The organism is Halomonas citrativorans, assembly GCF_014898005.1.
GTDB lineage: Bacteria > Pseudomonadota > Gammaproteobacteria > Pseudomonadales > Halomonadaceae > Vreelandella > Vreelandella citrativorans.
In genome coordinates this window covers 47,649-74,633 of record NZ_JABUYX010000010.1, presented here as the reverse complement: position 1 = coordinate 74,633, position 26,985 = coordinate 47,649, and the positions used below count along the sequence as shown (strand labels likewise).

Below are 26,985 nucleotides of genomic sequence, written 5' to 3'. Positions count from 1 at the left end.
TGTAGTATTTTTACATAATCGATATCACCGCCATTTACCCCAGTTAACATTTGCCACTCAACAACAACGGACACGCGCTCTATGTTTCAACTCACCCGTAGCGTTACGTGGCAGGCGCTTGAACGCCTGCGCGACAACACCCATAACGACCGCATCCGGGACTACTTCACTAACGACCCAAAGCGCTTTGAGAAGATGAACCTCAAGGTAGGCGGTCTGTTTCTGGACTATTCAAAGCACCATGTTTCCGACGCAGTGCTCACCAAACTGATAGAGCTTGCTGACCACTCCGCACTGGTGCAGCGCCGGGCACAAATGTTTTCTGGCGATATTATCAACGTTACCGAAAACCGCCCGGTACTGCATACCGCGCTGCGTAACCTGAGTGACGAACCGGTGTATGTCGACGGCGAAGACGTCATGCCGGAAATTACCCGCACCCGCGAACAGATCAAACAGTTTTCTGAAACGGTACGCAGCGGAGAATGGAAAGGCTACAGCGGCCAATCGATCAAGGATGTCGTTAATATCGGGATTGGCGGCTCGGACCTTGGCCCCAACATGGCGGTGCGCGCGCTACTTAAATATCGTCATCCGGAGATGCACTTTCACTTTGTATCCAACGTGGACGGCACGCATATCCAGAAGGTGCTTTCGCGCCTGGACCCGGCCACCACGCTGTTTATCGTCTCGACCAAGACATTTTCCACCCAGGAAACGCTGCTCAATGCAAAAACAGCGCGGCGCTGGTTCCTGGAGAACGCCGGAAGCGACGCGGATGTAGGTGCCCACTTTGTAGCCGCTTCTACCAACCGCAAAGCGGCTATAGAATTCGGCATTCGTGAAGAGAACGTGTTCGAGTTCTGGGCGTGGGTAGGCGGGCGCTACTCCATGTGGTCCTCAATCGGCTTACCGATTGCGTTATCTATCGGTTTTGAAGGGTTTATTGAGCTACTGGAAGGTGCCCACGAGATGGACCGCCACTTTATTGAGACGCCTTTTTCCGAGAACATGCCGGTGCTCATGGCGCTTATCGGCATCTGGTATATCAATTTTATTGGCGCAGAAACCCAAGCCATCGTGCCTTACGACCAGGCGCTTAACCAGTTGCCCTCCTTCCTGCAACAGCTGGATATGGAGTCCAACGGTAAATCGGTGGATATTTTCGGCCACCCGGTCAACTATAAAACCGGCCCGATTGTATGGGGTCAAACCGGCTCCAATGGTCAACACGCCTTCTTCCAACTGCTGCACCAGGGCACGCGTTACGTACCTATCGACTTTATCGCCTCGCTCAAACCCGAATCAGGCATGGAAGACCACCACTTTGCGCTATTAACCAACATGCTCGCCCAGGCTAACGCTTTTATGGAAGGCAGCCAGGGCGACGGTAAAGAGTTAAGCCAGCACGACCCCTACAGCTGTCCCGGCAACCGTCCATCCAGTACGTTACTGTTGGATGAACTCACTCCCCGCAATCTCGGCGCGCTAATCGCACTCTACGAGCACAAGGTCTTTGTTCAAGGCGTGATCTGGAACATCAACTCGTTTGATCAATGGGGTGTTCAGCTAGGCAAGCGCATTGCCGGTGAAATTAGCGAACGTATTGATACGAACGCAGCCGACTTTGATGCCTCGACCCAAGGGTTGTTAGAGTTGGTGCGGGCGCATTTTCCGGGTGGCGACACCAACAGCCAACACACTGAAAGCGCCAAAAAAGCGACCAGGAAAAAGAGTTAGCGGGTTTAATAAACAGAGAAAAGCGTTTATTCAAAGCCCTAGCGTAATAGCCGGGGCTTTTTATACGTAATCTGTATTGATTGATGCTGTATCGACGAAAACAGCGTGTTAGTTCGCTTCCATCCAGTACTGCGTTGATGTCTCACCGCATATTGTAAAACCCAACCGCTCGTACAAGGCGATGGCTTGGCTCTGCTTTAAAACACGAAGCCGTAAAGGCACGCCCAGCACTCTGGCCTTTTCAAGCTCCTGGCGCACAATGTGTGCACCAACTCCCCGCCCTTGATATTCCGCTAAAAGAAACAGATCCCGAAGTTGTAGAAACTCCACTTCATTGGTTACCCATACTGCCCCTACACACCTACCGTTTAGCTCCAAGACTTCAAAACCACCCTGGCGCCATTTTTCATCAAAAGCTGGCATTTGAAGCTCGGCCTCCCACGTGCCGAATTGACGCTCGACAACATTCTGGTAAGCGCTTTCATAAGCACGCCAAATAAAATCACGATCACTCTGTGCTGCTTTCAACCTAGCAATGTGCATTGCTTTATACCGCCCAAACCGATTTATGGAAGCTGAATATAAGCTTGCTGCCACAATACCGAAGGCTCATTGTCCAGGCCCGGCCATCATTGAAGCTACGATGGCCATTCGCCATGCTCTTCTCGCCACAACAGCGGGTAGTTAGATACAAAACCTGATGATTTTACCGTTAATTCCGTTTCGAAATCACCGCCGCTCAATACATAGTGAAATATTAATTCTGATAGCCTTGTGTAGCGTTGGGGGAGCTTTTCTAACGTCATCTCTGGAAATGTTAACCAAGCAGCGACTGCCTGCTCGGAGTCTCCTATAGCCATATTGCATCGTCTGATAGGCAGCAAATTCGTCGCTGGTGAAAAGGCGAGATCAACGTCAATACACCCTTCAACCTGAGGTTGCTCAACTCCGTTCAACGTCCACACATTGCCAGGCTCGACCATAAGTATCACATCAATCGGCTCATCATTAATGTTACCGACCACATGCACTTCTTGCGTTTTCCAAGCCGCATCGCACACGACTCTGTAGGAGAGCAAGCACTTGTTGCCCTCGGCTACGAAGATGGAAGATCCTGTCAGTAGGTGGCCTTTTTCGCCGCTGCTCACGCTACATAACTCATGCCCTGGCAGGTCCAACCGCTGCCAGACAATCGTATCGTTGGTTGGCATCGTCATAAATTCCGAACCTTACTCCTATCAATCATCCTAAGCGGCGGTATCCCTCAAGCCAGTTCAACCTTACTAAAGTTAGCTTACAAATGGCCGATAACGTCTATTAATAACAAAGAAGGATCGACCATGAAGATCGGATTTTCCAATTTTATGTTGATAGGCACCCGTCACGAATCGTCTTCCGCTTTGAAGGTGTCTCGGGTCGCGAGCCAAAAGAGCCCGATGGTGGCAGCACCGGATGCTGACGATGCACTGACTAAACGCCTTAAAAAGCAGAAAGAGGCGTTTGAGCAACTGGCGGCCCTGCCCAGCCCGAAAGAGTCAGCGATGCAAAATGCTTCGCAGAAAGTCGGCTTTTTAAAGCAGCGGCTGGAAACGCTTAAAGCGATGATGCGCTTTGCATCACCAGAACAGCTCAAATCCATGGCTAAAGAGCTTAAAAGCATCGCCCGCGAGCTAGGTGTGGCAGCGCGGCAATTAAATGATAGCGGCGGTGGTAGCGCTGGCCCCTCTGTCACGCCTACGGTAACGAGCGCCCAGCCAACAAGTGTCACCCCTACCGCGTCTTCTGACAGTGCTGAAAACGGCAGCGCCGATGCACAAGCTGACGCTCAAGCCGCCAACGCGACGCTCGCCAGTGCGGAGGCGGCTATGGCGAACCAGGAGGATGAGCAGAGCGAGCATGCCCAAGATGCAGCCACCACGACCAATAACGCGCCAAACGAGCCGGCCGTAATCATCACTTCGCAACCGCAGGATGATCGCCGTTCTCAAGGAATTAGCGCCAGCGAACACGCTCTACGCAGTATTTTGATCGACACAAAAAAAGAGCTTCAGGAAGCGATGAACGAACTAAAGATTCGCCTACGTCAAGAGGATAAAGAAGCCCGCCGAGAACTAAAAAAGGCGGAAGAAGATATGAGCAAACTTGACCGTACACTGGCCCAGTCAACCTCTAATGCTCTCTACTCTTCGCTAGGCCAAATGCTACCTACTACCGTAAACAGTGCCAGCGTAGTCACTGGCAGTATTAGTGTGGAAGTTTAATATCATACTTGCGCTGCACTCGTTGGTTGGTACGTCCGCTGTCGGTCGATGGACGGATAAAGGTTTACTTGAATATTGTCGACCCGTAGGCTCTCCTAATTCACTATTCGCTGGCGCTTTCTAGCTGCTTACTCACATACTGCATCAAAGCTTCTCACTTGGTATCAAGGTTTTTTTCTGAATATCGAACGTGCTGGGCGTAAGCGAGGTCGTGAGCACAGAAAACATTTTTTCGACAAAATCCATGAGATGATCAGAAGCTTTCTCGGCGGCGGCGGCATCAGCATTGACCACCGCGTTCAACACGTCCAGATGCCCGTCGATAGTGCTATTCAGTGGGGCGCCTTCCGGCGTAAGCGAGTGATATAGCCAACCAATGCGGCGGAAAATGGTATGAAGCGGCCGTAATGTCGATTCGAGAAAAGGCTCACCGCAGGCCTGTAAAATGATCGCGTCGATTTCCCGATCAATGGTATTGAATTCAGAAATCGATATGACCGAACGCCTCGTATTCAATACCTCCACCAGATACGTCATATGCTGGCGGTCGTTGTTGCTTGAGCGCTGGCTCGCCAGCGCCACGACGAACCGCTCGATATCCCGGCGTAGTTTGAGAAGTGTTTGTGCTCGGTGCAGATCGATCGGCGATACCTGAATGCCCTGCCTTGGCTGAATGATCAGCAAGGTATCCGTCGAAAGGCGAGTCACCGCCTGATAAACGGGCATTCTGTTGAATCCGGTCAGTTCCTGTAAATCCTGAATGCGCATGAAAGCACCCGGCTTTAGCTCGCAGGTGACGATCAGCTCCTCGATACTTTGATAGGCGAGTTCGAGCAGATTTTTCCCGCTTCGACCGTGATGCGAAGCCCCGTGGCTATTTTCTTTAGTCATGAAAGCCCATTCTTGTTCATTTATATGCCTGCCTCACCAAGTGATAAGGCTGAATGATTTCTTGACGTCAACCAAACTTGCAGCGGTATAAAGCCTGATACCTTGGCACCCAACACTTGGACTCGGATAGCTCGCCCCTTATGGGGCGGCTTTCATAATCTAGTTGAAAAGAGATATGGGCAGCAGTGAAAGCGATGGTACGAACGTAATGATGATCAAGGCAAGGATCATGATGATAACGAAGGGTAAAACGCCGTGAATCACCGTGCCCAGCGAGGTGCTGCCGATTCGTGCGGCGACGAATAGATTGATACCGAGCGGCGGCGTAATGAAGCCGATAGCAAGACTGACGACCATGATGACCCCGAAATGGATCGGATCTATCCCCACGGCCGTGACGACCGGATAGAGAATAGGTGCCAGTACCAGAATGGCTGGGGTAGTATCCATGACGCAGCCTACCAACAGCAGTAGCACCAAAATGAGCAGCAAAAGCGCCACGGGTTCCAAGGATAACTGTAACATCAAATCTGCGATCGTCGAAGGAATGCGCTCGATAGTGAGGATGCGTGCGAAAGTGGAGGCGCAGCCCAGAATCACCATGACGGTCCCAGTTGTCGCGCAGGAACGGGCGATTGTCTTGAAGATATCGCGTGCCTTGAGTTCCCGGTGGATGACGACACCGCAAATGAACGCATACACAGCCGCCACCGCCGCTGCCTCTGTCGGCGTGAAGACACCGGCATAAATGCCCCCCAGAATGATGACCGGATTGAGCAGCGCCCACTTTGCTTCCCACATTAGTATTAGTGTTTTGCGTCCATCGAATTTGGCTGCATTGCCCTTCCAACCCATTTTTCGAGAATAAACATAGGCGTAGATGATCAACATGAAACCGATCAGCAGACCCGGTAGAATACCGCCCAAAAACATATTCGTGATGGAAGTGCCCGTGGTTACCCCGTACAGCACCATGGGAATGGACGGGGGAATGATGACCCCGATACTACCCGCCGCCGCGACTAGCCCCAAAATGAACGATTTGGAGTAACCCGCCTGAAGCATGGCGGGAATGACCATCGACCCCACCGCCGCTACTGTGGCCGGCCCAGAGCCAGAAACCGCGGCGAAAAACATGCATACGATTACCGTTACGATGGCCAAACCGCCGGTGATACGGCCAAAAAACGCATTAGCGACCTCTAGAATCCGCCGCGACACACCTCCGGCCCCCATCAAATCCCCCGCCAAAATAAATAAAGGAATCGCCATAATGGGAAAGCTATCCGTGGCTGTAACCAAGGTTTGCGCGACATAAAGATCAGACAACATCCCAAAGGATAGAATCGTGACCACGCACGCCAAACCGATGGCGATACCCACCGGTACGTTGAGAATTAAAAGCACCACGAGACTTAGAAAAAGGACGCTGGCCGTCATGTGATATCTCCCCCACTCTGTGCCATGCTGGGGTGCTTAAGACGCCAGATAATAGTCTGAATTTGGCGTACCCCGGTAATGGCAAACCCCACAAATGGGGCGGCATAAACGATCCACATCGGAAGGCCGACCGCGGGAGAAGTTTGACCCAGCATCATCTGACGCTCAATCACTGACCAGCTGGTCCATACGATGTAAAGAGCAAATGCCAGAAACAGAAGATCGCCCAGAATCACGATGGCCGGGCGTATTCGGCGAGGAAACAGATCAAGCGCGGCATCGATTTTGATATGACGCATTTCTCGCGCGCCATAGCTGATCCCCAAGTAGATAAGCCAGATAAACAGATACCGGGCAATCTCCTCGGACCAGGACAGAGAGGCACCCATAACATACCGCATGAATACCTGCACTGCGAGTAGTACGGTCATGGTAGACATCAATACGACGCAGACGGATATTTCCGCGTACTCATCAAACCATTTCATGACTTTCATTGGCTCTCTCCGGCTTAAAGACAGGCCGAAACAACGTGTAAAACCGGGTAACCTAAAACCGATTTCGCCTTGGGGCAGACCGAGCTACCGTAACAACGCACCAAAATGACATGGCGCCATTACGGTCGTAATGGCGCCATGTCGATCAATCGTTCAGCAACTGTTCGAGGTATTCCGGATGATCCATCATGGAACCAACCAGCGAATAGATATCGGCATCGATCATCGTCTGCTGCCATAGCGCTTTTTGCTCTGGCGTAAGCTCAGTAACGGTCACGCCGGACTGCTCAGAAAAACGTTCAACGACCTCGGCTTCCAGCGCCTGTGAACGCTCACGCTGAAACACTGTGGCCTCTTCAATAGCTTCGTCGATTGCTTGCCGCTGAGCCTCGTCCAAGGCGTTGTAGCGCTCCAGGTTCATGAAAACGACAAACGGAGTGTAAACGTGCTGAGTCAGCGAAACGTAGTCCTGCACCTCCAAAAACCGATTACTGTCGATCACCGAAAGTGGATTCTCTTGGGCATCGACTGTGCCCTGCTGCAAGGCAGTGAAAAGTTCGGAAAACGCCATAGGCGTGGGGTTAGCGCCCAACGCTCGCCAAGCGGCCAGATGCACCTGATTTTCCATGGTGCGTACTTTCATGCCGGCAAGATCCGAGGGCTCGGTCACTTCATGATTGTTGCCGGTGTAGTTACGAAAGCCGTTTTCCCAAAATGCCAGCCCTTTTAATCCTTTTCCTTCAAGGGAGTCGAGGATCTGCTGACCAACCTCTCCATCCAAGGTCGAATAGGCTTCTTCGGAAGAGAGGAACAAAAAGGGCGCATCGAACAGATAAAAATCAGGCACCAAATTGGCCAGAGGACTGGTAGAGGCAATGCCAATATCGATATCTCCAAAGATCGTGCTTTCGAGCACTACGCGATCGTCGCCTAACTGGTTATCGGGAAAGAGGCTGATCTCCAGTTCGTCACCAGTTTTCTCCTCGACCATACGTTTGAACTCGATGCCAGCTTCTTTTGCGGATTCGGCCACGACGTTAGCAAGACGCAAAGTATCGGCCTGGGCCAATGCAGGAGTGGTCAGCAGTGCCGCAGCCGCGAGGATATTTTTGAGTTTGGCGCGCTTAATCATACTTGTTTTCCTTATTTATGATGCTTGGCTGATGCAAAGCGCCCGTAAGGGTGCCTTGTTCTGACGTTCACGACTAAACCTTCACAGTTGGCCAGCGTGTTCATGCGTTTTCGAAATCGATTTGAACCTTCATGGCGCGATCACGCCGAGCGGCCAATTCAAATGCTTGCTCTGCATTGGCCATGGGAAGCACAGACGTGATCAACGGGGCGACATCAATACGCTTGCTGCCTATGAGCTCTACCGCCTGTTTGAATTCCTTGTCGAAGCGGAAAGTCCCTTTTATGTTTATCTCTTTCGCCACAACAAGATTCATTTCGAGATTCACTGCGCCGCCAAGCCCCACCGTCACGATAGTGCCCCGCGGGCGTACCACTTCTAACGCAGCACCCAGCGCTTGCGGGCTGCCCGAACACTCAATAATAACGTCCAGCGCCCCTTTTCCCTTCGCCAACGACTGAAGCTCTTCCGGCGACGAGCCGACGTTAATGGTGCGCATCGCCCCCATCTGCCGAGCAATTTTCAAGGGTGCTTCGTGCATATCGGTCACGATCACTTCTTTCGCGCCGGCGTGGGCGGCCAGCATGGCCGTCAAACAGCCGATGGGCCCGCATCCGGAAATCAGCACGCGCTTGCCCTCGAGCGCACCCGCCTGGCCCACGGCATGTAGGCAAACGGCTAAGGGCTCGGCACATGCGGCGTGGGTCAAGTCGATATCGCCGGGCAGTGCGACGAGCTGTTGACGATCAATCGTGATCGTTTGACGAAACAGCCCCTGCTGATGCGGAAAGCGCATGGCGCTTCCAAAAAACCGCATGTCGTCACACTGATTGAAAAGCCCCTGATGGCAATAAGTGCATTTTTCGCACGGTATGGAAGGGTTGATAGCCACCTTGTCATCAACGCGAAGATCCGTCACGCCATCGCCGACCGCGCTTACCATGCCGGACACCTCGTGACCCAACGTCATCGGCTCGCGCAACCTGACTTGGCCGAAACCACCCTGGTGGTAATAGTGCAGGTCGGAGCCACAAATGCCGCCCCTACTGATCGTGACCGTCACTTCATGCTGCCCTGGAGGCGTGGCATCAGGCTCCTCTTCGACTCGAAGATCATGGGCCTTGTGTATTTTAATCGTCAGCATCACTTACCCCACTCGATGAGTGTTACAGCACGGAAATCATGCCGCCATCGACATAAACGATGTGGCCGTTGACGTAGTTGGAGGCGGCCGAGGCGAGATAGATCGCCGTGCCTGCCAGCTCGTCTGGTCGGCCCCAGCGCCCTGCCGGCGTGCGCCCTTTAACCCAGCTGTCGAACTCAGGATTGCTCGTCAGGGCTTCGTTCATATCGGTCAGCATATAGCCCGGGCCGATAGCGTTGGCCTGGATACCGTACTGCCCCCACTCCGCCGCCATCGATTTGGTCAGCATCTTGATGCCGCCCTTAGCCACCGTATAAGGAGTGACGGTCGCTCGGGCCAGGTCGCTGGTCAAAGAGCCGATATTGATGATCTTGCCTGCCCCTTTCTCTACCATCCGTTTGGCTACTTCACGGCTCACGATGAAAGCCGAGGTCAGGTTGGTATCGATTACTCGCTGCCAATCGCGAGTATCCAGTTCAAGCATCGGCTTTCTAAACTGAATCCCCGCGTTATTGACCAGTATGTCGATTTCGATACCGCCCTGGTCCAATTGCGCCAGGGCCTGACAGACCGCAGTTTCATCGGTAACGTCGAAGGCCGAGACGTTAACCTCGTAGCCTTCGCCCTGCATCCTTGCGGCGCTGGCTTCAAGACGCTCGGTGTTCATACCGTTGAGTATGATCCGGGCTCCGGCCGCGGCCATGCCTTCGGCAATGGCCAGCCCAAGTCCGCGCGATGAGCCCGTTATCAGCGCGGTCTTTCCGGTTAAATCAAACAGCTTGATGGACATGACGTCTCCTTCGCGTGATCTCGTTTATACCGTCGACGTACGTACGGATAAATCCGGCCTTTCGAAAACGCTGGGCAGTAATTCGACCCCTAGGCCTGGCCCCTCCATGGGGTAGACATAGCCATTTTCGATTTTGGGCACCTGGGTGACAAGCTCGTTGTACCACCCTTTATAAAATGCTCGGACGCTTTCCTGAATAAGCGTATTGGGCTGGCTGAACGACATGTGTATCGCTGCTGCAAAGCCGACCGGCCCGATGCAATCGTGGGGTGCAAACGGGCGGTGCCAAGTTTCCGCCAGCGCCGCGATCTTGCGCCCTTCCGTCAATCCGCCGGTCCAGCAAAGATCCACCATGACCACGTGCGCGGCGTCCCGGTCCAGCATATCCTTGTAGGGCCAGCGCGAACCCAGCGTTTCACTGGCGCATGTCCACACGCTGGTCGACGCTGCGAATTCGGCAAGCGCTTGGGGCGAGTTCATGCGAATAGGGTCTTCATACCAGGTGGGCGCGAACTGCTCGAGCTCGCGGGCGATGTTCTTGGCGGTCGGCAGGTTCCACTGCGAGTGGAATTCGACCATGATCTCCATTTGATCGCCTACCGCCTTACGGATCTCTTCGAAGGGCTTGACCGCCTGCTTCATCTGAGCAGCCGTAATATACTGGCCCCGTGTTTCGGCCGCGGCAGGATCAAACGGCCAGATTTTCATGGCCGTGATACCCGATTCGAGCAGGTTTTCCGCCAGCTGTGCAGGGCGTCTCATAAAACCTTCAAGATCCTCGTATGGACCTTCCGGCTTATCCAGATTCCAGTTGGAAACCGGCTTGATTTCATTAGTTCTAACGTACTTATAACCGGCGCATGTGTTATAGATGCGAATCTTGTCCCAGCACAGCCCGCCCAGCATTTGATGTACAGGCAAGTCGCACACCTTGCCAAAGATATCCCAAAGCGCGATATCGATGGCCGAGGCGGCTCGATATTCAGCCCCTGTAGAAGACTGCGCCATGGGCAGCGATACCATCTCCTTATGCAGTGCCTCAATATGCAGGGGGTTTTTACCCAACAAGCGGCCTGCCAGCGTGTCATGAATGTGCGCCTCAACGGCCCCCGCTCCATAGAACGTCTCGCCCAAGCCCACGATGCCGCTATCCGTTTCAACATGCACCCAGAGAACGTTAGCGAACTCCTTAAGCCTAAAGGTTTTAATTGAGGTGATTTTCATTATTTCATGCACTCCTACTGCCCATCCGGGTATTGGAATCAGCCATTACTTGCATCGGGGTTTTATTGGTAGCGCGAGACGCCGTATCGGATTATTGAAGCAGTGAGTACCGCTTTCTTTAAATAAGTATCGAACTCGAACGACATCTCTTTAAAGCGTTAGGTTCTGTTCAAAGTGCGTATCAACCCAGTACAATCCAGACTGCCTCCCACTCGTGATATATCACGAAATATTAATAACACACGCTCGTATAACCGGCAATTAGCCCACTATGAGAGGACAAAAAAATCGTCGTAAGAAGTGAAATAAATATATGATTAAAAAAGAAAAAAATAATAAAATACTTTAGGATATTAACCCAAAGTATAAGATCTCAAGAGACTTACCAAACGACGTGTTGTGTTTTTAAGATAAATAGCAATGAACACTCGTGCCTTTGGAGAAGCCGAGGAAGCACGCCGTTATAAATGCCGTTTTGTTAAGCCCGCTGAAGTCAAGGCAACAAAAGTCAGAGGAACTTACGCGTGTGATACAACGCCAAGACGCTAAAAAAGCGCTTGAAAAGACTGTCTGAAGGTTCAGCCATTGCAACGCCCCCCATAGGCTACTGGATTGAAATCAACGCCTCCAATATGTCTGCCGCCTGCGTAATAGCCGCATACTCCCCTTCCAGATTCGCCAGTGACATAGCATGCACTTCATCCGCCGTGCGATAAGTACCTGCGTAATCCTGCTTAGCAAAGGTAAACGTGGCATCGGCGACGACGTGGGTATCAAAGCCAAGATTACCGGCCGTGCGAGCGGTGGCTTCAACCGAATTGCTGGTACTTACACCGACGATAACCAGCCGCTTGATCTCGCGAGCGTGAAGCCAGCGCTCTAAGCCTGAGTGGGTAAACGCACAGGGTATGTTCTTTTCTACTACGTGCTCTTTAGGTTGCGGGACTAGTGCGGGCTGGAACTCTGCGCCTGGCTGTCCCGGCCAGAACGGCGAGCCGGGGGTCCGAGAGATATGCCGTACATGCACCACCGGCCAGCATGTACTACGCCACTTTGTAAGCAGGCGCTGGATATTTTCCTCCGCATTAGGGTTATTGCGCTCGCCAGCGGCAGGGTCTCTCATACCCCGTTGCATATCGATGATCATCAGCGCGACAGGTTGATTACTCGTTACCAATTCAACATCCTCGTTTATAGGCTTCTTGGATCAGGCGTAAACCCAAGCGCTTACGTGGAAGCTATGCGTTACTAGCCTGCCCCTTCCCAAAATTACTCGAAATACTTCAACCTTCTATACAGCTTGGCTAGAAAACGAGCGCCAACTATTAGGCCAATGCTGAGCACCACCGCTGCTAGCGAACCATAGGCTACTATGCCTCCCCATGCCCATTGGCCAATCGCTGTGCTCAAATGCTGAACGAAAAGATACACACCGATCAAGAAGCTGCCTGCGCGTACCAGGCCCTCCTCGGCAATCGTTAAAGCAGGCTCAGCACGCTCTTCTCCAAAAAATTTATTGGCCAGCGTTACCGCAGAAAACCACAGTACGATACCCGCGATGATAGGAATAACAGCAGTGGCTGCGAGCCATGGCAGCCACTGGGCTAGCTCCGCATCGTAGCCGGGGCTAAACAGCAGCGGCGATACGCTTAGCAAAGGCGTAATGGCGAGGTAAATAGCGAGTAATCGAATCAAAAGAATGGAGAAAGGTTTCATAGGCTTACCTTACACTTAAACCTCCAGCATAAGCCAAATTTGGCCCAAAAACCTGGTACCCGATACAACATTGCCTTGGTAATTTCTTACCAAGGCAATGAAGCAGTACGGCTACACTCTGTATAACGGACGGATGTAGAACCGGTTGTTTAACGATCCCGAATGACAATCGGACCAATGGGCGCAACATTAGGCATGAACAGCATGACTTCGTTAACGTCGTGCATGGGGGCGACAAAATCGGCTTTCCAGGTGCCTACGCGTGGGTTCTTGTCTGGTTCGTAGTTAAAGCTCAGGCGCAAGCTGTCTGGCGCGACCACACCTCCATCTTCACGCAGCAGCGAGAACGACTGGTCGCCGAACTCGGCGTAGATCTTCCCGTCAATTCGATCTAGCGGGATATCGTCATAAATGATCTCACCAGAGTAACCTGGGTAGTCCGTCACGAAACGTACTTCAATATGTAAAACGCCCTCTTTGCGAACGGCTTTATAAGGCTCAGCATAGGCGTGACCACTGGCGGTGGGCGCGCGCTCAGCATTAAGTGCAAATGCTGACGTGCTGGCTAGTGTTGTCATTAACAGCAGTGAAAGCGTGTTATGAAGCTTCATATCTGACTCTTTTCGGGGTAGTGAGTGGATGGTCGTTGGCGAAGTGATATCAGTCAGTGGTTACCAACGGAACAGAGCCACCCGAAGGCGGCTCTGTTGTACTTGCTATACTTGCCTATTTATTCAGCTTCGATACCGAAAGCGTTTAGGCCCGCGCGGAATACGTCGGTGTTGTCGATCCAGTAGTGGCTGTCTTCGTCTACTTCATAGCGGGAAAGACCGTCTTCTGCCTGAGCAATGTCAAAGAAGAACTCAGCGCCTGCGCCGTGGGCATACAACGGTACCAGCTCACGCGTGTGGGTATCGGAATGCCAACGTACCAAGGGTAGCGCGCCAGCACCCTGATTAACGATCGGGCTATAGGCATTCACATCAGAGTCAGGACCTTGAAGCAAACCGTTACCGTGATCAGTCGTTACAATGATCAAGGTATCGTCCCAGGAACTGTTGTTTTCTACCCACTCAACGGCCGCTTCCACAGCTTCGTTGAAGTCGATTTGCTCTTCGATAATACGCGGCAGGTTGTTAGCGTGAGCAGCCCAATCCACAGCGCCACCCTCAACCATCAGGAAAAAGCCATTTTCGTTGCCGTTTTCACTGGCATTGAGCACGTTCAAAGCGCCTCCCGTCAGTGTGGCAAGGCTTGGTGACGTATCCAGTAGATTACCGCCGGTTACGCCGGGGCGGCTGTATTGCAGCGTCTGAATGTTCTGCACCAGGCCCAGTACTTTGTCCTTGGGAAGATCCAACTCACCAGCAGCCAGAGCTTCAAAATCGTCCTTGCTTTCGATAAAGGCGTAATCCGTTTCGCCGCCTACCAAGCGCTGGTAGGTCTCTTCGCCACCGATAAAGCGGAAATCGCTCTCACCGGGGTTATCGACATGCTCGCCGGCTGCATCGTAATAGGGGTGCCCGGTACCGATGGCGACAGTGGCAAGGCCAGAATCGACAATTTCGCGGCCAATGGCTCTATAGTCGTTGCGGCTTACGTTATGGGCCATGAAACCGGCAGGCGTCGCGTGGGAGACCTGCACCGATGAGACAACACCCAGAGCGCGGCCGCTATCAACAGTGTATTCGCCAATATGCTTAAGCGGCTCATCATCGTTGGACCAGTTGATGGCGCTGTTATAGGACTTATGGCCTGAAGCCAGCGCCGTTGCCGCTGCCGCGCTGTCGGTGTAATCAGCCCGAGCGTAGTCGTAACCGGCAAAGTAGCCCTTGTAGTTACCCAGGCTACCTTCGTAAACGGTATCTACCGCCTCGTCGTTCCAGAGCTCGGCTGGTTCAAACGTAACCGTACCGTCATCACTCTTGGTGGGCGTGGTAGAGGTGTTTAACGGATGCGTTGCCATGAAAAGCTGTGTGTCAAACTCATCATAAACTTCATGGCCCAGCGCGCCGTGACGGAAGTAACTTGCCGCACGGAACGTCTCGATACCGGTACCGTCGGTGATCATCAAAATAACGTTCTTAGCTGTATTTTCCTGCGCTAATACCGGCGTAGCCATGACCGATGCCAGTGCCAACGTGAGTGCGTTGCGCGTAAAGTTCTTCATTTTCATCCCTAAAATAAATTTAGCTAATTTGATATCCAACAAATCGTAGCGCCTAAAAATGTCATTTTCATGACTGCTAATGAAGGTAAGTCAATTATTTCTAATAAACATGAATCGCAATCAGTAGCCGATCCGTAAAACTGTTCATTGCGGGTTTCTCCTGAGTAACGCTTGCACGCTTGGTCACAACGCATATACTGTATATATATACACAAATATAGAAAGAGGCAGGCGTATGGCGTCTCTCGGCAAATCACCAATACGGCCTCCCGTGCACAAAGGCCGCGGGGCAACCTATGACCCGCACAACCGCTTTGCCCCAACCCATAGCGTGGCAGAAGACGACGGATGGTGGCGCGAAGAGACTTCCCCCACACGGGCAACTGAAGTACGCGAAGAAACCAGTAAGAGTGCGCTTTCCTGGAACCGGTCGCCAGACTTGCCTTTTGATCGCTCATTGAACCCTTACCGAGGTTGCGAACATGGCTGTGTTTACTGCTATGCCCGCCCTTCTCATGCCTATTGGGATCTGTCCCCGGGGCTTGATTTTGAAACCAGGCTGATTGCCAAAAATGGCCTGGTGGAGCAATTAAGTGAGGAGTTTTGCAAGCCTGGATACGTCTGCCGACCAATCAATCTCTCTGGTAATACCGATTGTTACCAGCCACTAGAAGCCAAGCGCCACTTAACGCGCCAGTTGCTTGAGCTATTATTGGCTTGCCGCCATCCAGTCACTATTGTGACCAAAAGCACGTTAGTGTTACGGGATATGGATCTGCTGGCTGAGATGGCCGAACACCGCCTGGTGCGCGTATTTATTAGCCTGACCAGCCTAGACGCCAATATGAAACGCACGCTGGAACCTCGTGCGGCCTCTCCTCAAGCGCGTTTAAAAGTTATCCGTGAGCTGAATACTGCTGGCATTCCCGTCGGAACGCTTGTTTCTCCGGTCATCCCCGGATTAACGGATCATGAAATAGAGCGGATTCTTGAGGCCGCCAGCCGTGCTGGCGCACGAACGGCGTCCTGGATGCTGCTGCGCTTACCCCATGAAGTCGCTCCTCTTTTTGAAGCCCGGCTGGAAGCCCATTACCCCGAGCGTGCGGCCAAGGTAATGAGCCTGATTCGCCAATGCCGGGGCGGCAAGGCCTACGACGCTCAGTTCGGTAAGCGCTTTCGCGGCGAAGGTATTTTTGCCGATATGATTGCACAACGCTTTAATCGCGCCAGCCGCCAGTGGAACTTTCAATCTCGTACCGAGCAAGGGCTGAATACCCGAGACTTTCGCCCGCCCAACGCTCAGGGCGAGCTTTTTTATTAAAGCCCATGAAAAAGGCATTTGCCTGACATACTCTCAGCTTACTGAAAGTGCCAAGCAAATGCCTAAGTGATTAATACTACTGTTTTTCGCTATTCGTCATAGCTCTGCTTAAAATCTAATGACGACCTTTCTAAACATCCTCCCATGGTTCATCAATGCAGCTTTTCTCCATCAACAGTGATGTGATGCGTACTGCGGGCTTTGGGATGAATAAAGTAGTGACCTTCGGGCGCGGTATGGGGCTTGATATGGTGTAGTTTAAGGTTTTTTGGCGCAGCGCTTTTATTATGCACTCCATAAATAATAAACGGAATCGATAGCACTACAAGGAAACAGCCGATCAGCAAACCGGTATACACTTCGTTAGACTCTTTTCCTGGCAACCCCGTGGGAGGGAAGAAGGAGACGACAAAAGCAACTAAAGAAGTAAGTAACCCCACTACTGCAACGGTAATTTTTATTTTGTTACCGCCAGGGATATTGAAGGTACGTTGATTTTCAGGCTGTTTTCGAACAAGGGTAATGTAAGCCAGAAATAGCATAAAGTAGCTGCACAGATAGATAACGACGGTTAGCGCTAGTGCAATCAGGAAGGACATATTATTTCCTCCCCCCGTATTCGTCAGAATAATCAATGCGATAGTTGTAATGGTTAGCTGAGAAATAACCAACGCCACCGGCACGCCGTTCTTGTTTACTTTAGCAAAACGCGCCGGCAATATACCCTGCTGCGCGGTTACCAACATGCCGCGTGATGGTCCAACAATCCATGCGGCTATTTCAGCCAGCACGCCCAGCAATAGCAGCGCAGCAATAATCCGAATAGCCCATTCAAAATGGCTGCCAAAGTGGTTAATCAACACACTGAACGTTTGCATCACGCCCGCAGATAAGTTGATTTGCTCGTGAGGAATAACAGATGCAATCGTCAACCCACCGAGAGAACTTAAGAGAATGGCAGAAACCATAAGAAATAACATGGCGAGAGGATAGTCACGACCAGGGTTTTTCATCTCATTGACATGAGTCGCCGACGCTTCAACCCCCATATAACTCAGTATAAAAGCGACAAACACTACCAAGGTACTCATACTACCAAAGGTGGGGAAAAACGTCTGTGCACTCATTTCAATAGCGACCGGCGCACCTGAGCGAAGATACAAAACTGCAAGCCCAATTAAGATAAAAGCGGGCAGTAGAATACCTGCAAAAAAGCCTAGCTTTGCAATCCGCGCCGTATTCTTGGTACCGCCAAACTGAGTTAACGCTAATCCCCACAATATAATCAACGCCGCAATCGTTTTGACTATCGGGTCGCTATTCAGTGCAGGCCAATTAAGAATATAAGAGAGTGCGCCTAGCACGAAGTAAAGCATAGGAATAAAGCCGACAGCAATTTGCAAATAGCCAAAGGAGATTGCCGCAAATCCCCATCGTTCACCTAGCGTTTTGGATACCCACGTAAAAACCCCGCCCTCTTCCCAGCCTTTAACCGTCGCCATTTCTGCCGCGCAAAGCCCTACCGGAATAAACCACAGAACCCCACCAAGAATAAGAAAGAAGACCAACGAGAAACCCGATGTTGCAAAGGTAGGATATTCATATACCGCCATTACCATTGAAGCCGTTATCGCGAAGAAACCCAATAACGAAAGCTGCTTTGGCGCGGCTGTCGATTGTGTATTATCCATATTTATTCCCCGAAGAAACGAATTATTAATCCGTCATTCTTTTATTCGCTAATTAGAGCGGCGATGTCTAGCCGCCCTAACAACCAAAGAGTCTCAAATCAGGAATGATTAAAGCCGCTGGCTTCATCTTCTGATAGTGGATTAACCACGGGATGATCTTCAAAATGCTGAAGTGCTCGCTTCATATCTTCAATTAACAAGCAGCCTAGATCGTAGCTCACCCCATGACGAACAAGGATACGCTGGATAACCAAGTCTTCACGGTGAGCTGGCATAGAATAAGCAGGGACTTGCCAGCCGCGCGAGCGTAATTTGTCGGCCAGGTCATAGAGCGTATAACCGCCAATATTTGCTCCCTCTTTCAGCTTCCATGCCAACGCAGGAATACCTTCATTGCTGTTCCCATCAAAGAGGATTTCGAAGGGGCCTAGTTTACTAATCTCATCTGCAATATGCTGCGCGGTAGCGTAACAGGCATTATGGATTTTGGCGTAACCTTCACGGCCAAGTCGCAGGAAGTTGTAGTACTGCGCAATGATTTGCCCGCCGGGGCGCGAAAAATTGAGCGCGAATGTCGGCATATCACCGCCGAGATAGTTAACGTTAAAAATGAGCTCTTCGGGCAAGTCTATTGCTTCACGCCAGACCACCCAGCCAGCTCCCAAAGGTGCAAGCCCAAATTTGTGGCCAGACGTGTTAATGGACTTTACTCTCGGGAGTTGGAAGTCCCACACTAGATCTGGCGCGCAGAACGGAGCCAAGAAGCCCCCACTGGCACCGTCAACGTGCATAGGAATATCCAGGCCGGTTTCTTGTTGCAATTGATCCAGCGCATCGCTGACAGCTTTTACTGGCTCGTATTGGCAAGTAAAGGTAACGCCCAGCGTTGGTATGACGCCAATCGTATTTTCATCAACGCGTTTGATAACTTCCTCTGGGCTCATAATCAAGCGATCGCCTTCCAGCGGAATTTCACGCAGTTCAACATCAAAATAACGGGCAAATTTGTGCCAGCAAATTTGTACTGGCCCACAAATCATATTTGGTTTATCAGTGGGCAACCCTTCTGCCGCACGTTTTTTCCGCCATTGCCACTTAAGCGCTAGCCCGCCAAGCATTGCGGCTTCTGAAGAGCCAATCGTCGAGCATCCCATGGTTGTTTCTGGCGAGGGTGAGTTCCAGAGATCTGCTAACATCCTAACGCAGCGTGCTTCGATCTCCGCAGTTTGTGGATATTCATCTTTATCGATCATGTTTTTATCGATTGAAAGATCCATCAAATTACGAATTTCATCATCAACCCACGTTTGGCAAAATGTTGCCAGGTTCTGGCGGGAATTTCCATCAAGCATTAATTCGTCACGAATGGCGCTAAATACATTGTGAGGATTCCGTTCCTCATCGGGAAACCCGGATTTCGGCAACGATGTCGCCAAGTCAATTGATGCATATACATCGTCATTATCATTACGTGCATTTAACCCTTTGACATCCATCGTACTACCCCCAGTTTTTTTATATGGATCACGTTTACTGCTCAAAGATCAGCTAAAACCACCCTACCAAACCATCAACATTTACTATACCTACATAGATGGTGCTTTTAGTCTATGACAAAATCTTAAAAATGAAAAATCGTAAGTATGATTTAAAAAATTATTTCGCCAGCAAACGTCTATCCATTTGAAAATGCTAAAAATATTACCAACCAAGGCGTGACATCTCTTTCTCATAGCACCCAACGGGTAGAAAAGTGGTTTAATAACGAGTATAAGAAAATATACCAACTCATCAATAGATTAAAAACCTTGACGCTACAAACATCCAAACAATGGCTCCCATATTAATCTACACAACGGTATAGGATTATCTTCAAGGCCATAGCACGATATGACCACTCAATAAAAACAACTTAAGCCACTGTTTTACAATAAGGTATCATGAGTGAAAAAGGTATTTTATCCAGCCATCATTTAATGAATACTGGGTGACTCGACCAAGAATTAGAAAGATAAATATTCAACAAGCAACCATTTGTGCTGACGAATAAACAACAGTGCTATAATGGAATATAGTCAAGACATGAAAATACAGTATGGCATGATCTAACAGGTCCCATAAAAAGGCATTTGCCTGACATACTCTCAGCTTACTGAAAGTGTCAAACAAATACCTAAAGGAGTAGCCTTTGTTGCTTTCGCTATTCGTAACGCTTATTTAGGCCGGTGGCGTAGCTCATTAAGCACTAACGTAAAGAAACTACGAATTTCGTTCATTTTGGGTCGTGCTTCTTTAATCAGCGTATCGAAAGGTTCTAGTTCGCGCTCTTGCGCTTCTCTTTGTGCAATTTCTTCTCTTATTTCTTCAATGAGCTCGGAAGAGTCATCCAGCATGGCCTTGAGTTCAGCGGTCGATGTTGATACTAGCTCGTGTTGATGGGTCATGGGTGTTTCCTCAAAACAGCGTGGTGAGCGCAATCAGGATAGCTGGCACGGCAATAAATACGCCTAATACCCAAGCAGCGGCGAGTGCTTTTCTTTCTGAGGCGGCACGGCCTAGCCACTCGGCACCCTTAACAGGCAGTGGTCTTAAAAACGGTAGGCCAAAAATCACCACAACCGCAAATAAATTAAAGAAGAGGTGAACCAGTGCGATTTCCAGCGCCAGTATGGCAGTTGCCCCAGTGATTGCGGTGGCAGCAAGTAGCGCGGTAAACGTCGTGCCAATATTGGTGCCCAATGTAAAAGGGTAAATCTGACGTAAAGAGAATGCGCCTGACCCAGCTAACGGCACCATTAAGCTTGTGGTGGTAGAGGAAGACTGGACTAAAAACGTCACCACAGCACCAGAAGCAATACCGGCGACGGGGCCACGTCCAATGGCGTTATGCATAATGTTTTTTGCCTGCCCTACCATCAATACTCTCAGCAGTGCGCCGATATAACGAATCGCTAAAAAAATCACGGCAATACCAAAAATAATCATGGCAACGCCACCGGCAATCGTGGGCAGGTTCATGGCGACACTTTCAACCGAAGAGGTAATCGGCTTTGTTGCCATCCCAACAATATTAATACTACCCATGGAAAGGTCAGCATCACCGTAAAACAGAAACGCCGTAGCGTTCGACAGCTTTTCAAGCGGATGAAAAATAAGCTCAATGGGCAGAAAAATCGCCACGGCCAGCAAGTTAAAAAAGTCATGCACCGTTGCGGCAGAGAACGCCCGCCTAAACTCGGCTTTATCACGTACATGGCCCAGACTTACCAATGTATTGGTAACAGTAGTACCAATATTGGCCCCCATAATCATGGGCACCGCCATAGCGACAGGCAGGCCACCCGCCACAAACGCCACGATAACAGAAGTAACGGTTGAAGATGACTGTATCAGGGCCGTCGCGACAATCCCAATCATCAAACCAACAAAGGGGTTGGTGGCAAATTCAAACAACTGAGCGGCATGGCCGCCCGCGGCAATCTTAAAGCCATTACCTATGATGGATACGGCACAGATCAGGAAATACACCAGCAATGCAAGCGTGAGCCACTGCCTTAGCGTGCCCTTGCGCCGGACTTTTATTCTGCGACCCTGGCTTGGTAAGACCTCTTGCACAGCACTATTGATATTTTCGGCCATTGCCACATCCTCTTGGAAGGAAGAACGCACGTATAACCCACCCACTCCTGCAAAGAGTGGCGTCTATAAGTGACATAGGCGTGACAACGGCGTGGCACTATCGTGTTAGAGCGAACGGTATTGGATCGAAGAGAGGTTGTTCACAATGGGCAACATCAAGCGAATGCTGCTACTTCCTGGAAACGGCATCCCATGTAAGTTACCCACGCTTGAACAATCGAAAGTGCTTTTTACCTTTTTGTACGATCCAGTATTGGTCAAAAAGCGCGAATGCTTGACTTAGCTGCCCTTGCTCGGCGCGCTCGCCATTGATACGTACAGCGTTCTGGTCAATCAATTCACGGGCCTGCCGCCTGGATGAGGCGAGTTCGCTTGCCACCATAGCTTCTTCCAGCGTCTGTCCAAACGCTACGTCTTGGCAGCGTAGCCCATCAAGTTCAAGTTGCTGTAGCTCACTACATGAGAGCGCAGCTACTTCACCACTGAACAGCGCCTGGGAAATACGCTGAGCAGCAGCCAGCCCCTCCTCGCCATGCACAAAGCGGGTAATGGTTTCAGCAAGTACACGCTGCGCTTGGGGCTTGCCAGCGGCCTGCTTGTCTTCTGCTTCGATTGCGTCGATGTGATCGCAATCCATGAACGTGTAATAGCGTAAAAAACGGTAAACGTCAGCATCATCCGTATTCAACCAGAACTGGTAAAACTGGTAAGGCGAGGTCTGTTCCGGGTCGAGCCATACCGTGCCGCTTTCCGTTTTACCGAATTTGGTACCGTCGGATTTGGTGATCAACGGCAGCGTCATACCGAACACCTGCTCGCCGTTCAGGCGGCGTGTGAGGTCGATACCACTGACGATATTGCCCCACTGGTCGTTGCCACCCACTTGTAACCGGCAGCCCAACGTCTTGTTGAGGTGGGCAAAGTCATAGGATTGCAGCAGCGCATAGCTGAATTCAGTAAACGACATGCCCTGGTCAGGCCGTTCAAGACGCTGACGAACGGATTCACGGTTAATCATCGCATTCATCGAGAAGTGTTTGCCCACATCGCGAAAGAAGTCGATCACGCTAATCTGGCCAATCCACTCTGCATTATTAACCGCTTTCAGGGGCGCTTCGAGGTGCGGGGCCATCAACCAATAAATCTGTTCGCTTAAGGCGTTAACCCAACCCTCAACCGTTTCGGGAGAGTTAAGCGAACGCTCCGCCGCCTTGAAGCTGGGATCACCAATCAAGCCGGTGGCCCCCCCGACCAACGCCACACTTTGGTGGCCGGCATCCTGAAAGCGTTTGAGCATCAATAAGGGCACCAAGTGCCCGATATGCAGGCTGCCCGCCGTGGGGTCAAAACCGCAGTAAACGGTCTGCGGTGATTCGAGCAGAGCCTGAAGCTCATCCAGGTGAGTTGTCTGCGCAATCAAACCACGCCGTTCAAGGTCGTGAAGCAATGCCTGTACAGTCATCATGCTCGCCTTTTTAGCCATTAGAGAAGATGGTCATAGGCTAAAAGTTGGCGGCGCAATCCGCGATATCCCTAAAGGGATAGAAATCAGGATTGGGTGACGGGCGGTGCGGTAATGGCATGATTGATAAACAGGCCAAAGATCTCGCTTAACGACGCCACACCCAGCTGGGCGTAAATACGTTTGCGGTGATTCTTGACCGTACCTTGGGTGATCTGCAGGCGCTCGGCAATCTCTTCGGAATCCAGGCCCTGCACCATCAAGGCAGCCACCTGCTGTTCACGGTGGGTTAAATGCGCCTGCCCAAAGCTGCCAATGGCCTGGTGAATGTGCTGGCTAATCGGCTGATCGGGCTGCAAAGGCTCAGAAAGATACAGCGGATTATTGCCCCACTGTTTGCGGCACAGCGCGGCCAGCAGCTCAATATACAGCTCAAGGTAGTGGGCATCGGAGGAAGAAAACCCGCCACTCTCCGCCAACAATCCCAAGTAGATAACTATCCAGCGGGCATCATCCAGACGAATGGCGAGACAAAGTTCACCCTGCCAGCCGGTTCGCTGATAGAAGTTGCTGGCATACTCGTTATACCCGGCAGGCGGTACCACATCGGCCATACACAGCACACCTTGGCGCGGTGCCTGGTCGAGCGCTACCAGAAAAGGGTCCTGCTGGTAATCCTGTAGCAAGTAACGCTGAAAAAGCAGCTCACGGCGCTCGGGAATGGAATCGAACAGGTAGATAGGGTGTTTATCAGGCCGGTACCCAATGATCACCGCACAGTCAAAGTGGATAATGGTTTTGAGAAGCGCCGTCAGCTGTGAGGTGAAGCTCACCGTGTGCAGCGCATCAATCGTCTGCGTTAACGCATGCGGCATGACGTCTTTAAAGAGAGTAGGCATACGTATTAAACGGTGGCTGTGGCAGAGGACGTTCAGTATGCTTTAGTCCGCGCTCATTTATAAGACATTCACACGGTAGATTTTATGACCGACTCTCTCAGCAAGACAAAATCCAGCTTTTATCGACGTCTTTACGTGGCTTACCTGATCGACCAGGGCGTCGCTAGCGTACCTGCGCTCGTAAGCGCCTGCGGCATGCCGCGTCGTACGGCTCAGGATACGATTGCGTCACTTGCCGAACTGGACATTGAATGCCAGTTTCAACCAACCCAAGGCGAGCGCCATAACAGTGGTGAATACCGGATTATCAGTTGGGGGCCAATTGACCCTTCCTGGGTCAAAAATCAGGCAAAACGGCTGGCCGAGGCACTGGGTTATCCCTCGATCTCGTTTTGATTGCCTGCTGGTTCAGATGCTCAATCACGCCAGGCAAGCCGAGCAGCATTCAGCGTAACGCTTAATGAACTGGCGACCATGGCCAGTACCGCCACCAGCGGGGGGATGGCCATCACGATCACCAAGCCCAGTGCTAGCGTATTATAGACGGCCGACAGGGTTAAATTCTGCAACATGACACGCCGAGTTGCCTGAGCAGTGGCAAGCCCCTCAACCAGGCTAGAAACACCCGGTTTCAGTAAATGCGCAGCTGCACCTTCACGGGCGGCATCACTGGCGTTGAAAGGGGCTGCCCCAATATCGGCGGCCGTCAGGCTTAAGGTGTCATTAACCCCATCGCCCACAAACAGCGTAGGCCCTGGCAGCCCCTGAACCAAGCGGGCTTTCGCCTCCGGCGAACGCTCTGCAAAACATGCATTCGGCACCAGCCCAAGGCGCTCAGCCACCGCCTCAACGGCGCCAGGCCTATCTCCACTCAGCATGACCACCCAGTAATCGGCTTGCAGTGATTGAATACTCGGCGCGGCATCCTCATACGGCGTATCTTCAAGGTAGAAGCTGCCTAGCCAGCCCAAGGCGTCCGCAAGTACCACTTCAGAGGCGGCAAGTGAGGTATCCGTTTCATGTTCAGGTAGCTCAATACCCTGACGAGTTAAAAAGCGCTGGCTGCCTAGCCAAATATCGCCATGTTCTGGCAAGTGAAGATGAACCCCTTGCCCAGGCACCTCTTCTATCACCTGGGCTTGCCGAGGCACGTATGCCGGGTCAGAACCCGCCCAACGCTTGAGCGCTTGGGCCAAGGGATGCTGGCTGTTGGCTGCCACTTGATACAACGTGGCTTTAACCGCTGGCTCGGTCATCCCTTCGCGGCCTACCCAGTTTACTAGCACCGGTTCGCCCTTCGTTAACGTGCCGGTTTTATCCAGGGCAATGGTTTTTACTCTCGCCAGCGTTTCAAGCGCTGCTGGGTCGCGCAAGGCGATCCCCTGGTTTAACAGTCGGCCGCTCCCCGCGAGGCTTGCCAGTGGCACGGCCAAACCTACGGCGCAGGGGCATGCGACTACCAGAACTGAAAGCGCTCGAACGGCGGCATCTTCAAGGCCAAGCCCCAACAATAGCCCAACCGGCAGAGTAGCTAACCCCAGTATCAACGCCACGGGGCTTAACCAGGCAGCAAAGCGGTCGGCGAGTTTTTGCAGCTCGCCCTTTTGCGTCTGATAGTGGCGCATTTGGTCGCGGAGACGGTCCAGACGCCGATCGCCCAAGGCATGAGTGACCGTCATAGTGACATCATCGCTGCCTAGTAACCGACAGCCGGCATAAATTGGCTCGCCTTTAGGAAAGTGGCGAGGTGTGCTCTCCCCTGTCAGCGATGCGGTATCCACCCACGCGGCCTCTTCTAAAATGCCGTCCAGCGCAATAAACTCACCTGGCGTGAGCATTACGCTGGCACTCGGCAGCACCTCAGCCAAGGGTTTCACCTGCCACTTGGCGCCCTCCCACACCAGCGCCTCACCCTTTGGTTGGGGCAGGACATCAAGGGCTTTTAACCCGCGATGACGACACAGCGTTTCCACTAGCCGCCCGCCTAGCAAAAGCACAATGAGCATGACGGCCGTATCGAAATACACCTCGGCAGAGCCGCGCCACAAAAGTCCGAACGACACCACGACCGCAGACCAAACGCCGAGGGTAACCAGCACGTCCATGCCCGGACGTTTGGCACGCAGCGTGCGCAGGCCTGCTCGATAAAACGGCCACCCGGCAAAAGTCACAACGGGAATAGAAAATGCCCCCGACACCCAAGCGACGACCCACTCAATCGTTGGGTTGGGCAACGCTCCTGCGTAAATTAAAAGAGATGCCAACATGGTCCACATGCCAAACACGGCCCCCACCAGCAGGCGTAAACTCAAATAGCGGCTTTCCTGCTCAAGGCGCGCATGCGCGTCCGCACCAGCTTCCAGCTCGGTTAATCGGTAGCCCAGGCGTTTTACTCCAGGGGCCAACGTGTCGAGCGAGATAGCCTCAGCAGCTCCTTTTACCCATAGCGTGGCGGTTGGGTAGTGAACGCTGATGCTCTCAATCCCCTTTCGGTGGCTAAGCACGCCCTCCACGGCGAGCGCACAACTGGTGCACCACATGCCGTTTAGCGTGTACAGCGCTTCTTTGGCGCTTGGCTCCCCCTGCGCCTGCATCGGTGGCTCTTTACCGCTTACAGACAAGGCGGTAAGCCAACCATCGGCCCGGCGACAAACACCACGCCCAAGGCAGAAAACACGTATAGCCATGCGGACACAAAGGCATTAAAGTGCTGCCGCCCTTTATGTTGTTTCGCTTCCTGAAAACACCCCCAGGCAAGCCCGGCCAATAACACGGCGGTTATCAGGCTCAGCAACAGCAGAGTGATATTGATATGGTTAAATGCACCTTGGTCAGGCTCAGGCGGCACCAGGGCACAGGCAACCGATAGCCCGCCGTAAATGGCGACAAACCAGATGCTCCAAAGCGTCAACCCACCTACAAAATGGCCCGGATGAGTAAGATTTAATCGCTGCACGATTGCTTTCAT

General features: G+C 51.8%; 25 protein-coding genes. 4 read left to right on the top strand and 21 right to left on the bottom strand.

Features of this window, described 5'->3' with window-relative positions:
* Positions 1-81: 81 nt before the first annotated feature.
* Complete coding sequence (gene pgi / locus INT20_RS11255; RefSeq protein ID WP_193055096.1) at positions 82-1,740, top strand: glucose-6-phosphate isomerase; 1,659 nt, start codon at positions 82-84, stop codon at positions 1,738-1,740.
* Between the two features lie 108 nt (positions 1,741-1,848).
* Here the strand turns inward: pgi and INT20_RS11250 are convergent, their stop codons facing one another.
* Positions 1,849-2,337: a GNAT family N-acetyltransferase gene (locus tag INT20_RS11250; RefSeq protein ID WP_193055097.1), complete on the bottom strand. Its 489-nt coding sequence runs from the start codon at positions 2,335-2,337 to the stop codon at positions 1,849-1,851.
* Between the two features lie 41 nt (positions 2,338-2,378).
* Positions 2,379-2,957: a putative glycolipid-binding domain-containing protein gene (locus INT20_RS11245; RefSeq protein ID WP_193055098.1), complete on the bottom strand. Its 579-nt coding sequence runs from the start codon at positions 2,955-2,957 to the stop codon at positions 2,379-2,381.
* Between the two features lie 123 nt (positions 2,958-3,080).
* Here INT20_RS11245 and INT20_RS11240 point away from each other — a divergent pair, with 123 nt between their 5' ends.
* Complete coding sequence (locus tag INT20_RS11240; RefSeq protein ID WP_193055099.1) at positions 3,081-4,001, top strand: hypothetical protein; 921 nt, start codon at positions 3,081-3,083, stop codon at positions 3,999-4,001.
* A 144-nt stretch (positions 4,002-4,145) separates the two neighbouring features.
* Here the strand turns inward: INT20_RS11240 and INT20_RS11235 are convergent, their stop codons facing one another.
* The 11 genes from INT20_RS11235 to INT20_RS11185 form a co-directional block, all read right to left on the bottom strand.
* Positions 4,146-4,892, bottom strand: coding sequence for a GntR family transcriptional regulator (locus INT20_RS11235; RefSeq protein ID WP_193055100.1), 747 nt, complete (start codon positions 4,890-4,892; stop codon positions 4,146-4,148).
* A gap of 159 nt (positions 4,893-5,051) precedes the next feature.
* Entirely contained in the window at positions 5,052-6,332 is a 1,281-nt protein-coding gene (locus tag INT20_RS11230) for a TRAP transporter large permease (protein WP_193055101.1), read from the bottom strand.
* On the bottom strand, positions 6,329-6,829 hold the full coding sequence (locus INT20_RS11225) for a TRAP transporter small permease (protein WP_193055102.1): 501 nt from the start codon (positions 6,827-6,829) through the stop codon (positions 6,329-6,331). Before INT20_RS11225 ends, INT20_RS11230 begins: the two co-directional genes overlap by 4 nt.
* A gap of 145 nt (positions 6,830-6,974) precedes the next feature.
* Entirely contained in the window at positions 6,975-7,961 is a 987-nt protein-coding gene (locus INT20_RS11220; protein WP_226912139.1) for a DctP family TRAP transporter solute-binding subunit, read from the bottom strand.
* A 100-nt stretch (positions 7,962-8,061) separates the two neighbouring features.
* Positions 8,062-9,105, bottom strand: coding sequence for an L-idonate 5-dehydrogenase (locus INT20_RS11215; RefSeq protein ID WP_193055103.1), 1,044 nt, complete (start codon positions 9,103-9,105; stop codon positions 8,062-8,064).
* A gap of 22 nt (positions 9,106-9,127) precedes the next feature.
* Positions 9,128-9,895, bottom strand: coding sequence for an SDR family oxidoreductase (locus tag INT20_RS11210; RefSeq protein WP_193055104.1), 768 nt, complete (start codon positions 9,893-9,895; stop codon positions 9,128-9,130).
* 24 nt (positions 9,896-9,919) lie between these two features.
* Positions 9,920-11,119: a mandelate racemase/muconate lactonizing enzyme family protein gene (locus INT20_RS11205; RefSeq protein ID WP_193055105.1), complete on the bottom strand. Its 1,200-nt coding sequence runs from the start codon at positions 11,117-11,119 to the stop codon at positions 9,920-9,922.
* 604 nt (positions 11,120-11,723) lie between these two features.
* Positions 11,724-12,296 carry a cysteine hydrolase family protein gene (locus INT20_RS11200; RefSeq protein ID WP_226912138.1) on the bottom strand — a complete coding sequence of 191 codons (573 nt, stop codon included), beginning with the start codon at positions 12,294-12,296 and terminating at the stop codon, positions 11,724-11,726.
* A 92-nt stretch (positions 12,297-12,388) separates the two neighbouring features.
* On the bottom strand, positions 12,389-12,835 hold the full coding sequence (locus tag INT20_RS11195; protein ID WP_193055106.1) for a hypothetical protein: 447 nt from the start codon (positions 12,833-12,835) through the stop codon (positions 12,389-12,391).
* Between the two features lie 149 nt (positions 12,836-12,984).
* Positions 12,985-13,446 (bottom strand): hypothetical protein, encoded by a 462-nt coding sequence (locus tag INT20_RS11190; protein ID WP_193055107.1) that lies wholly within the window; start codon positions 13,444-13,446, stop codon positions 12,985-12,987.
* A 119-nt stretch (positions 13,447-13,565) separates the two neighbouring features.
* On the bottom strand, positions 13,566-15,005 hold the full coding sequence (locus INT20_RS11185) for an alkaline phosphatase (protein WP_193055108.1): 1,440 nt from the start codon (positions 15,003-15,005) through the stop codon (positions 13,566-13,568).
* Positions 15,006-15,240: 235 nt separating this feature from the next.
* Between INT20_RS11185 and INT20_RS11180 the strand changes: the two genes are divergently transcribed.
* Positions 15,241-16,326: a PA0069 family radical SAM protein gene (locus tag INT20_RS11180; RefSeq protein ID WP_193056957.1), complete on the top strand. Its 1,086-nt coding sequence runs from the start codon at positions 15,241-15,243 to the stop codon at positions 16,324-16,326.
* A 152-nt stretch (positions 16,327-16,478) separates the two neighbouring features.
* On the opposite strand, the gene gadC is transcribed toward INT20_RS11180, so the two are convergent.
* From gadC to INT20_RS11150, 6 genes are all read right to left on the bottom strand, one after another.
* Positions 16,479-18,017 (bottom strand): glutamate:gamma-aminobutyrate antiporter, encoded by a 1,539-nt coding sequence (gene gadC, locus INT20_RS11175; protein ID WP_172118299.1) that lies wholly within the window; start codon positions 18,015-18,017, stop codon positions 16,479-16,481.
* A 98-nt stretch (positions 18,018-18,115) separates the two neighbouring features.
* Entirely contained in the window at positions 18,116-19,513 is a 1,398-nt protein-coding gene (locus INT20_RS11170; RefSeq protein ID WP_193055110.1) for a glutamate decarboxylase, read from the bottom strand.
* A 717-nt stretch (positions 19,514-20,230) separates the two neighbouring features.
* Positions 20,231-20,461 carry a hypothetical protein gene (locus tag INT20_RS11165; RefSeq protein ID WP_193055111.1) on the bottom strand — a complete coding sequence of 77 codons (231 nt, stop codon included), beginning with the start codon at positions 20,459-20,461 and terminating at the stop codon, positions 20,231-20,233.
* Positions 20,462-20,471: 10 nt separating this feature from the next.
* Complete coding sequence (locus INT20_RS11160) at positions 20,472-21,656, bottom strand: Na/Pi symporter (RefSeq protein WP_226912137.1); 1,185 nt, start codon at positions 21,654-21,656, stop codon at positions 20,472-20,474.
* A 199-nt stretch (positions 21,657-21,855) separates the two neighbouring features.
* Positions 21,856-23,118, bottom strand: coding sequence for a tyrosine--tRNA ligase (gene tyrS / locus INT20_RS11155; protein ID WP_193055144.1), 1,263 nt, complete (start codon positions 23,116-23,118; stop codon positions 21,856-21,858).
* A gap of 86 nt (positions 23,119-23,204) precedes the next feature.
* Positions 23,205-24,017 (bottom strand): helix-turn-helix domain-containing protein, encoded by an 813-nt coding sequence (locus INT20_RS11150; RefSeq protein WP_226912136.1) that lies wholly within the window; start codon positions 24,015-24,017, stop codon positions 23,205-23,207.
* A gap of 84 nt (positions 24,018-24,101) precedes the next feature.
* On the opposite strand from INT20_RS11150, the gene INT20_RS11145 reads away from it, so the two are divergent.
* Complete coding sequence (locus INT20_RS11145) at positions 24,102-24,413, top strand: winged helix-turn-helix domain-containing protein (protein ID WP_193055112.1); 312 nt, start codon at positions 24,102-24,104, stop codon at positions 24,411-24,413.
* 20 nt (positions 24,414-24,433) lie between these two features.
* Here the strand turns inward: INT20_RS11145 and INT20_RS11140 are convergent, their stop codons facing one another.
* Together INT20_RS11140 and INT20_RS11135 are read right to left on the bottom strand one after the other, a co-directional pair.
* Entirely contained in the window at positions 24,434-26,704 is a 2,271-nt protein-coding gene (locus INT20_RS11140) for a heavy metal translocating P-type ATPase (RefSeq protein WP_319022154.1), read from the bottom strand.
* Positions 26,629-26,985 carry a hypothetical protein gene (locus INT20_RS11135; protein ID WP_193055113.1) on the bottom strand — a complete coding sequence of 119 codons (357 nt, stop codon included), beginning with the start codon at positions 26,983-26,985 and terminating at the stop codon, positions 26,629-26,631. Before INT20_RS11135 ends, INT20_RS11140 begins: the two co-directional genes overlap by 76 nt.

Bases quoted from the DNA above. Each gene is read 5' to 3' on its own strand.
- pgi (WP_193055096.1), top strand. From the start codon at position 82: ATGTTTCAACTCACCCGTAGCGTTACGTGGCAGGCGCTTGAACGCCTG.
- INT20_RS11245 (WP_193055098.1), bottom strand. From the start codon at position 2,957: ATGACGATGCCAACCAACGATACGATTGTCTGGCAGCGGTTGGACCTG.
- INT20_RS11240 (WP_193055099.1), top strand. From the start codon at position 3,081: ATGAAGATCGGATTTTCCAATTTTATGTTGATAGGCACCCGTCACGAA.
- INT20_RS11235 (WP_193055100.1), bottom strand. From the start codon at position 4,892: ATGACTAAAGAAAATAGCCACGGGGCTTCGCATCACGGTCGAAGCGGG.
- INT20_RS11230 (WP_193055101.1), bottom strand. From the start codon at position 6,332: ATGACGGCCAGCGTCCTTTTTCTAAGTCTCGTGGTGCTTTTAATTCTC.
- INT20_RS11225 (WP_193055102.1), bottom strand. From the start codon at position 6,829: ATGAAAGTCATGAAATGGTTTGATGAGTACGCGGAAATATCCGTCTGC.
- INT20_RS11220 (WP_226912139.1), bottom strand. From the start codon at position 7,961: ATGATTAAGCGCGCCAAACTCAAAAATATCCTCGCGGCTGCGGCACTG.
- INT20_RS11215 (WP_193055103.1), bottom strand. From the start codon at position 9,105: ATGCTGACGATTAAAATACACAAGGCCCATGATCTTCGAGTCGAAGAG.
- INT20_RS11210 (WP_193055104.1), bottom strand. From the start codon at position 9,895: ATGTCCATCAAGCTGTTTGATTTAACCGGAAAGACCGCGCTGATAACG.
- INT20_RS11205 (WP_193055105.1), bottom strand. From the start codon at position 11,119: ATGAAAATCACCTCAATTAAAACCTTTAGGCTTAAGGAGTTCGCTAAC.
- INT20_RS11195 (WP_193055106.1), bottom strand. From the start codon at position 12,835: ATGAAACCTTTCTCCATTCTTTTGATTCGATTACTCGCTATTTACCTC.
- INT20_RS11190 (WP_193055107.1), bottom strand. From the start codon at position 13,446: ATGAAGCTTCATAACACGCTTTCACTGCTGTTAATGACAACACTAGCC.
- INT20_RS11185 (WP_193055108.1), bottom strand. From the start codon at position 15,005: ATGAAGAACTTTACGCGCAACGCACTCACGTTGGCACTGGCATCGGTC.
- INT20_RS11180 (WP_193056957.1), top strand. From the start codon at position 15,241: ATGGCGTCTCTCGGCAAATCACCAATACGGCCTCCCGTGCACAAAGGC.
- gadC (WP_172118299.1), bottom strand. From the start codon at position 18,017: ATGGATAATACACAATCGACAGCCGCGCCAAAGCAGCTTTCGTTATTG.
- INT20_RS11170 (WP_193055110.1), bottom strand. From the start codon at position 19,513: ATGGATGTCAAAGGGTTAAATGCACGTAATGATAATGACGATGTATAT.
- INT20_RS11165 (WP_193055111.1), bottom strand. From the start codon at position 20,461: ATGACCCATCAACACGAGCTAGTATCAACATCGACCGCTGAACTCAAG.
- INT20_RS11160 (WP_226912137.1), bottom strand. From the start codon at position 21,656: ATGGCCGAAAATATCAATAGTGCTGTGCAAGAGGTCTTACCAAGCCAG.
- tyrS (WP_193055144.1), bottom strand. From the start codon at position 23,118: ATGACTGTACAGGCATTGCTTCACGACCTTGAACGGCGTGGTTTGATT.
- INT20_RS11150 (WP_226912136.1), bottom strand. From the start codon at position 24,017: ATGCCTACTCTCTTTAAAGACGTCATGCCGCATGCGTTAACGCAGACG.
- INT20_RS11145 (WP_193055112.1), top strand. From the start codon at position 24,102: ATGACCGACTCTCTCAGCAAGACAAAATCCAGCTTTTATCGACGTCTT.
- INT20_RS11140 (WP_319022154.1), bottom strand. From the start codon at position 26,704: ATGGCTATACGTGTTTTCTGCCTTGGGCGTGGTGTTTGTCGCCGGGCC.
- INT20_RS11135 (WP_193055113.1), bottom strand. From the start codon at position 26,985: ATGAAAGCAATCGTGCAGCGATTAAATCTTACTCATCCGGGCCATTTT.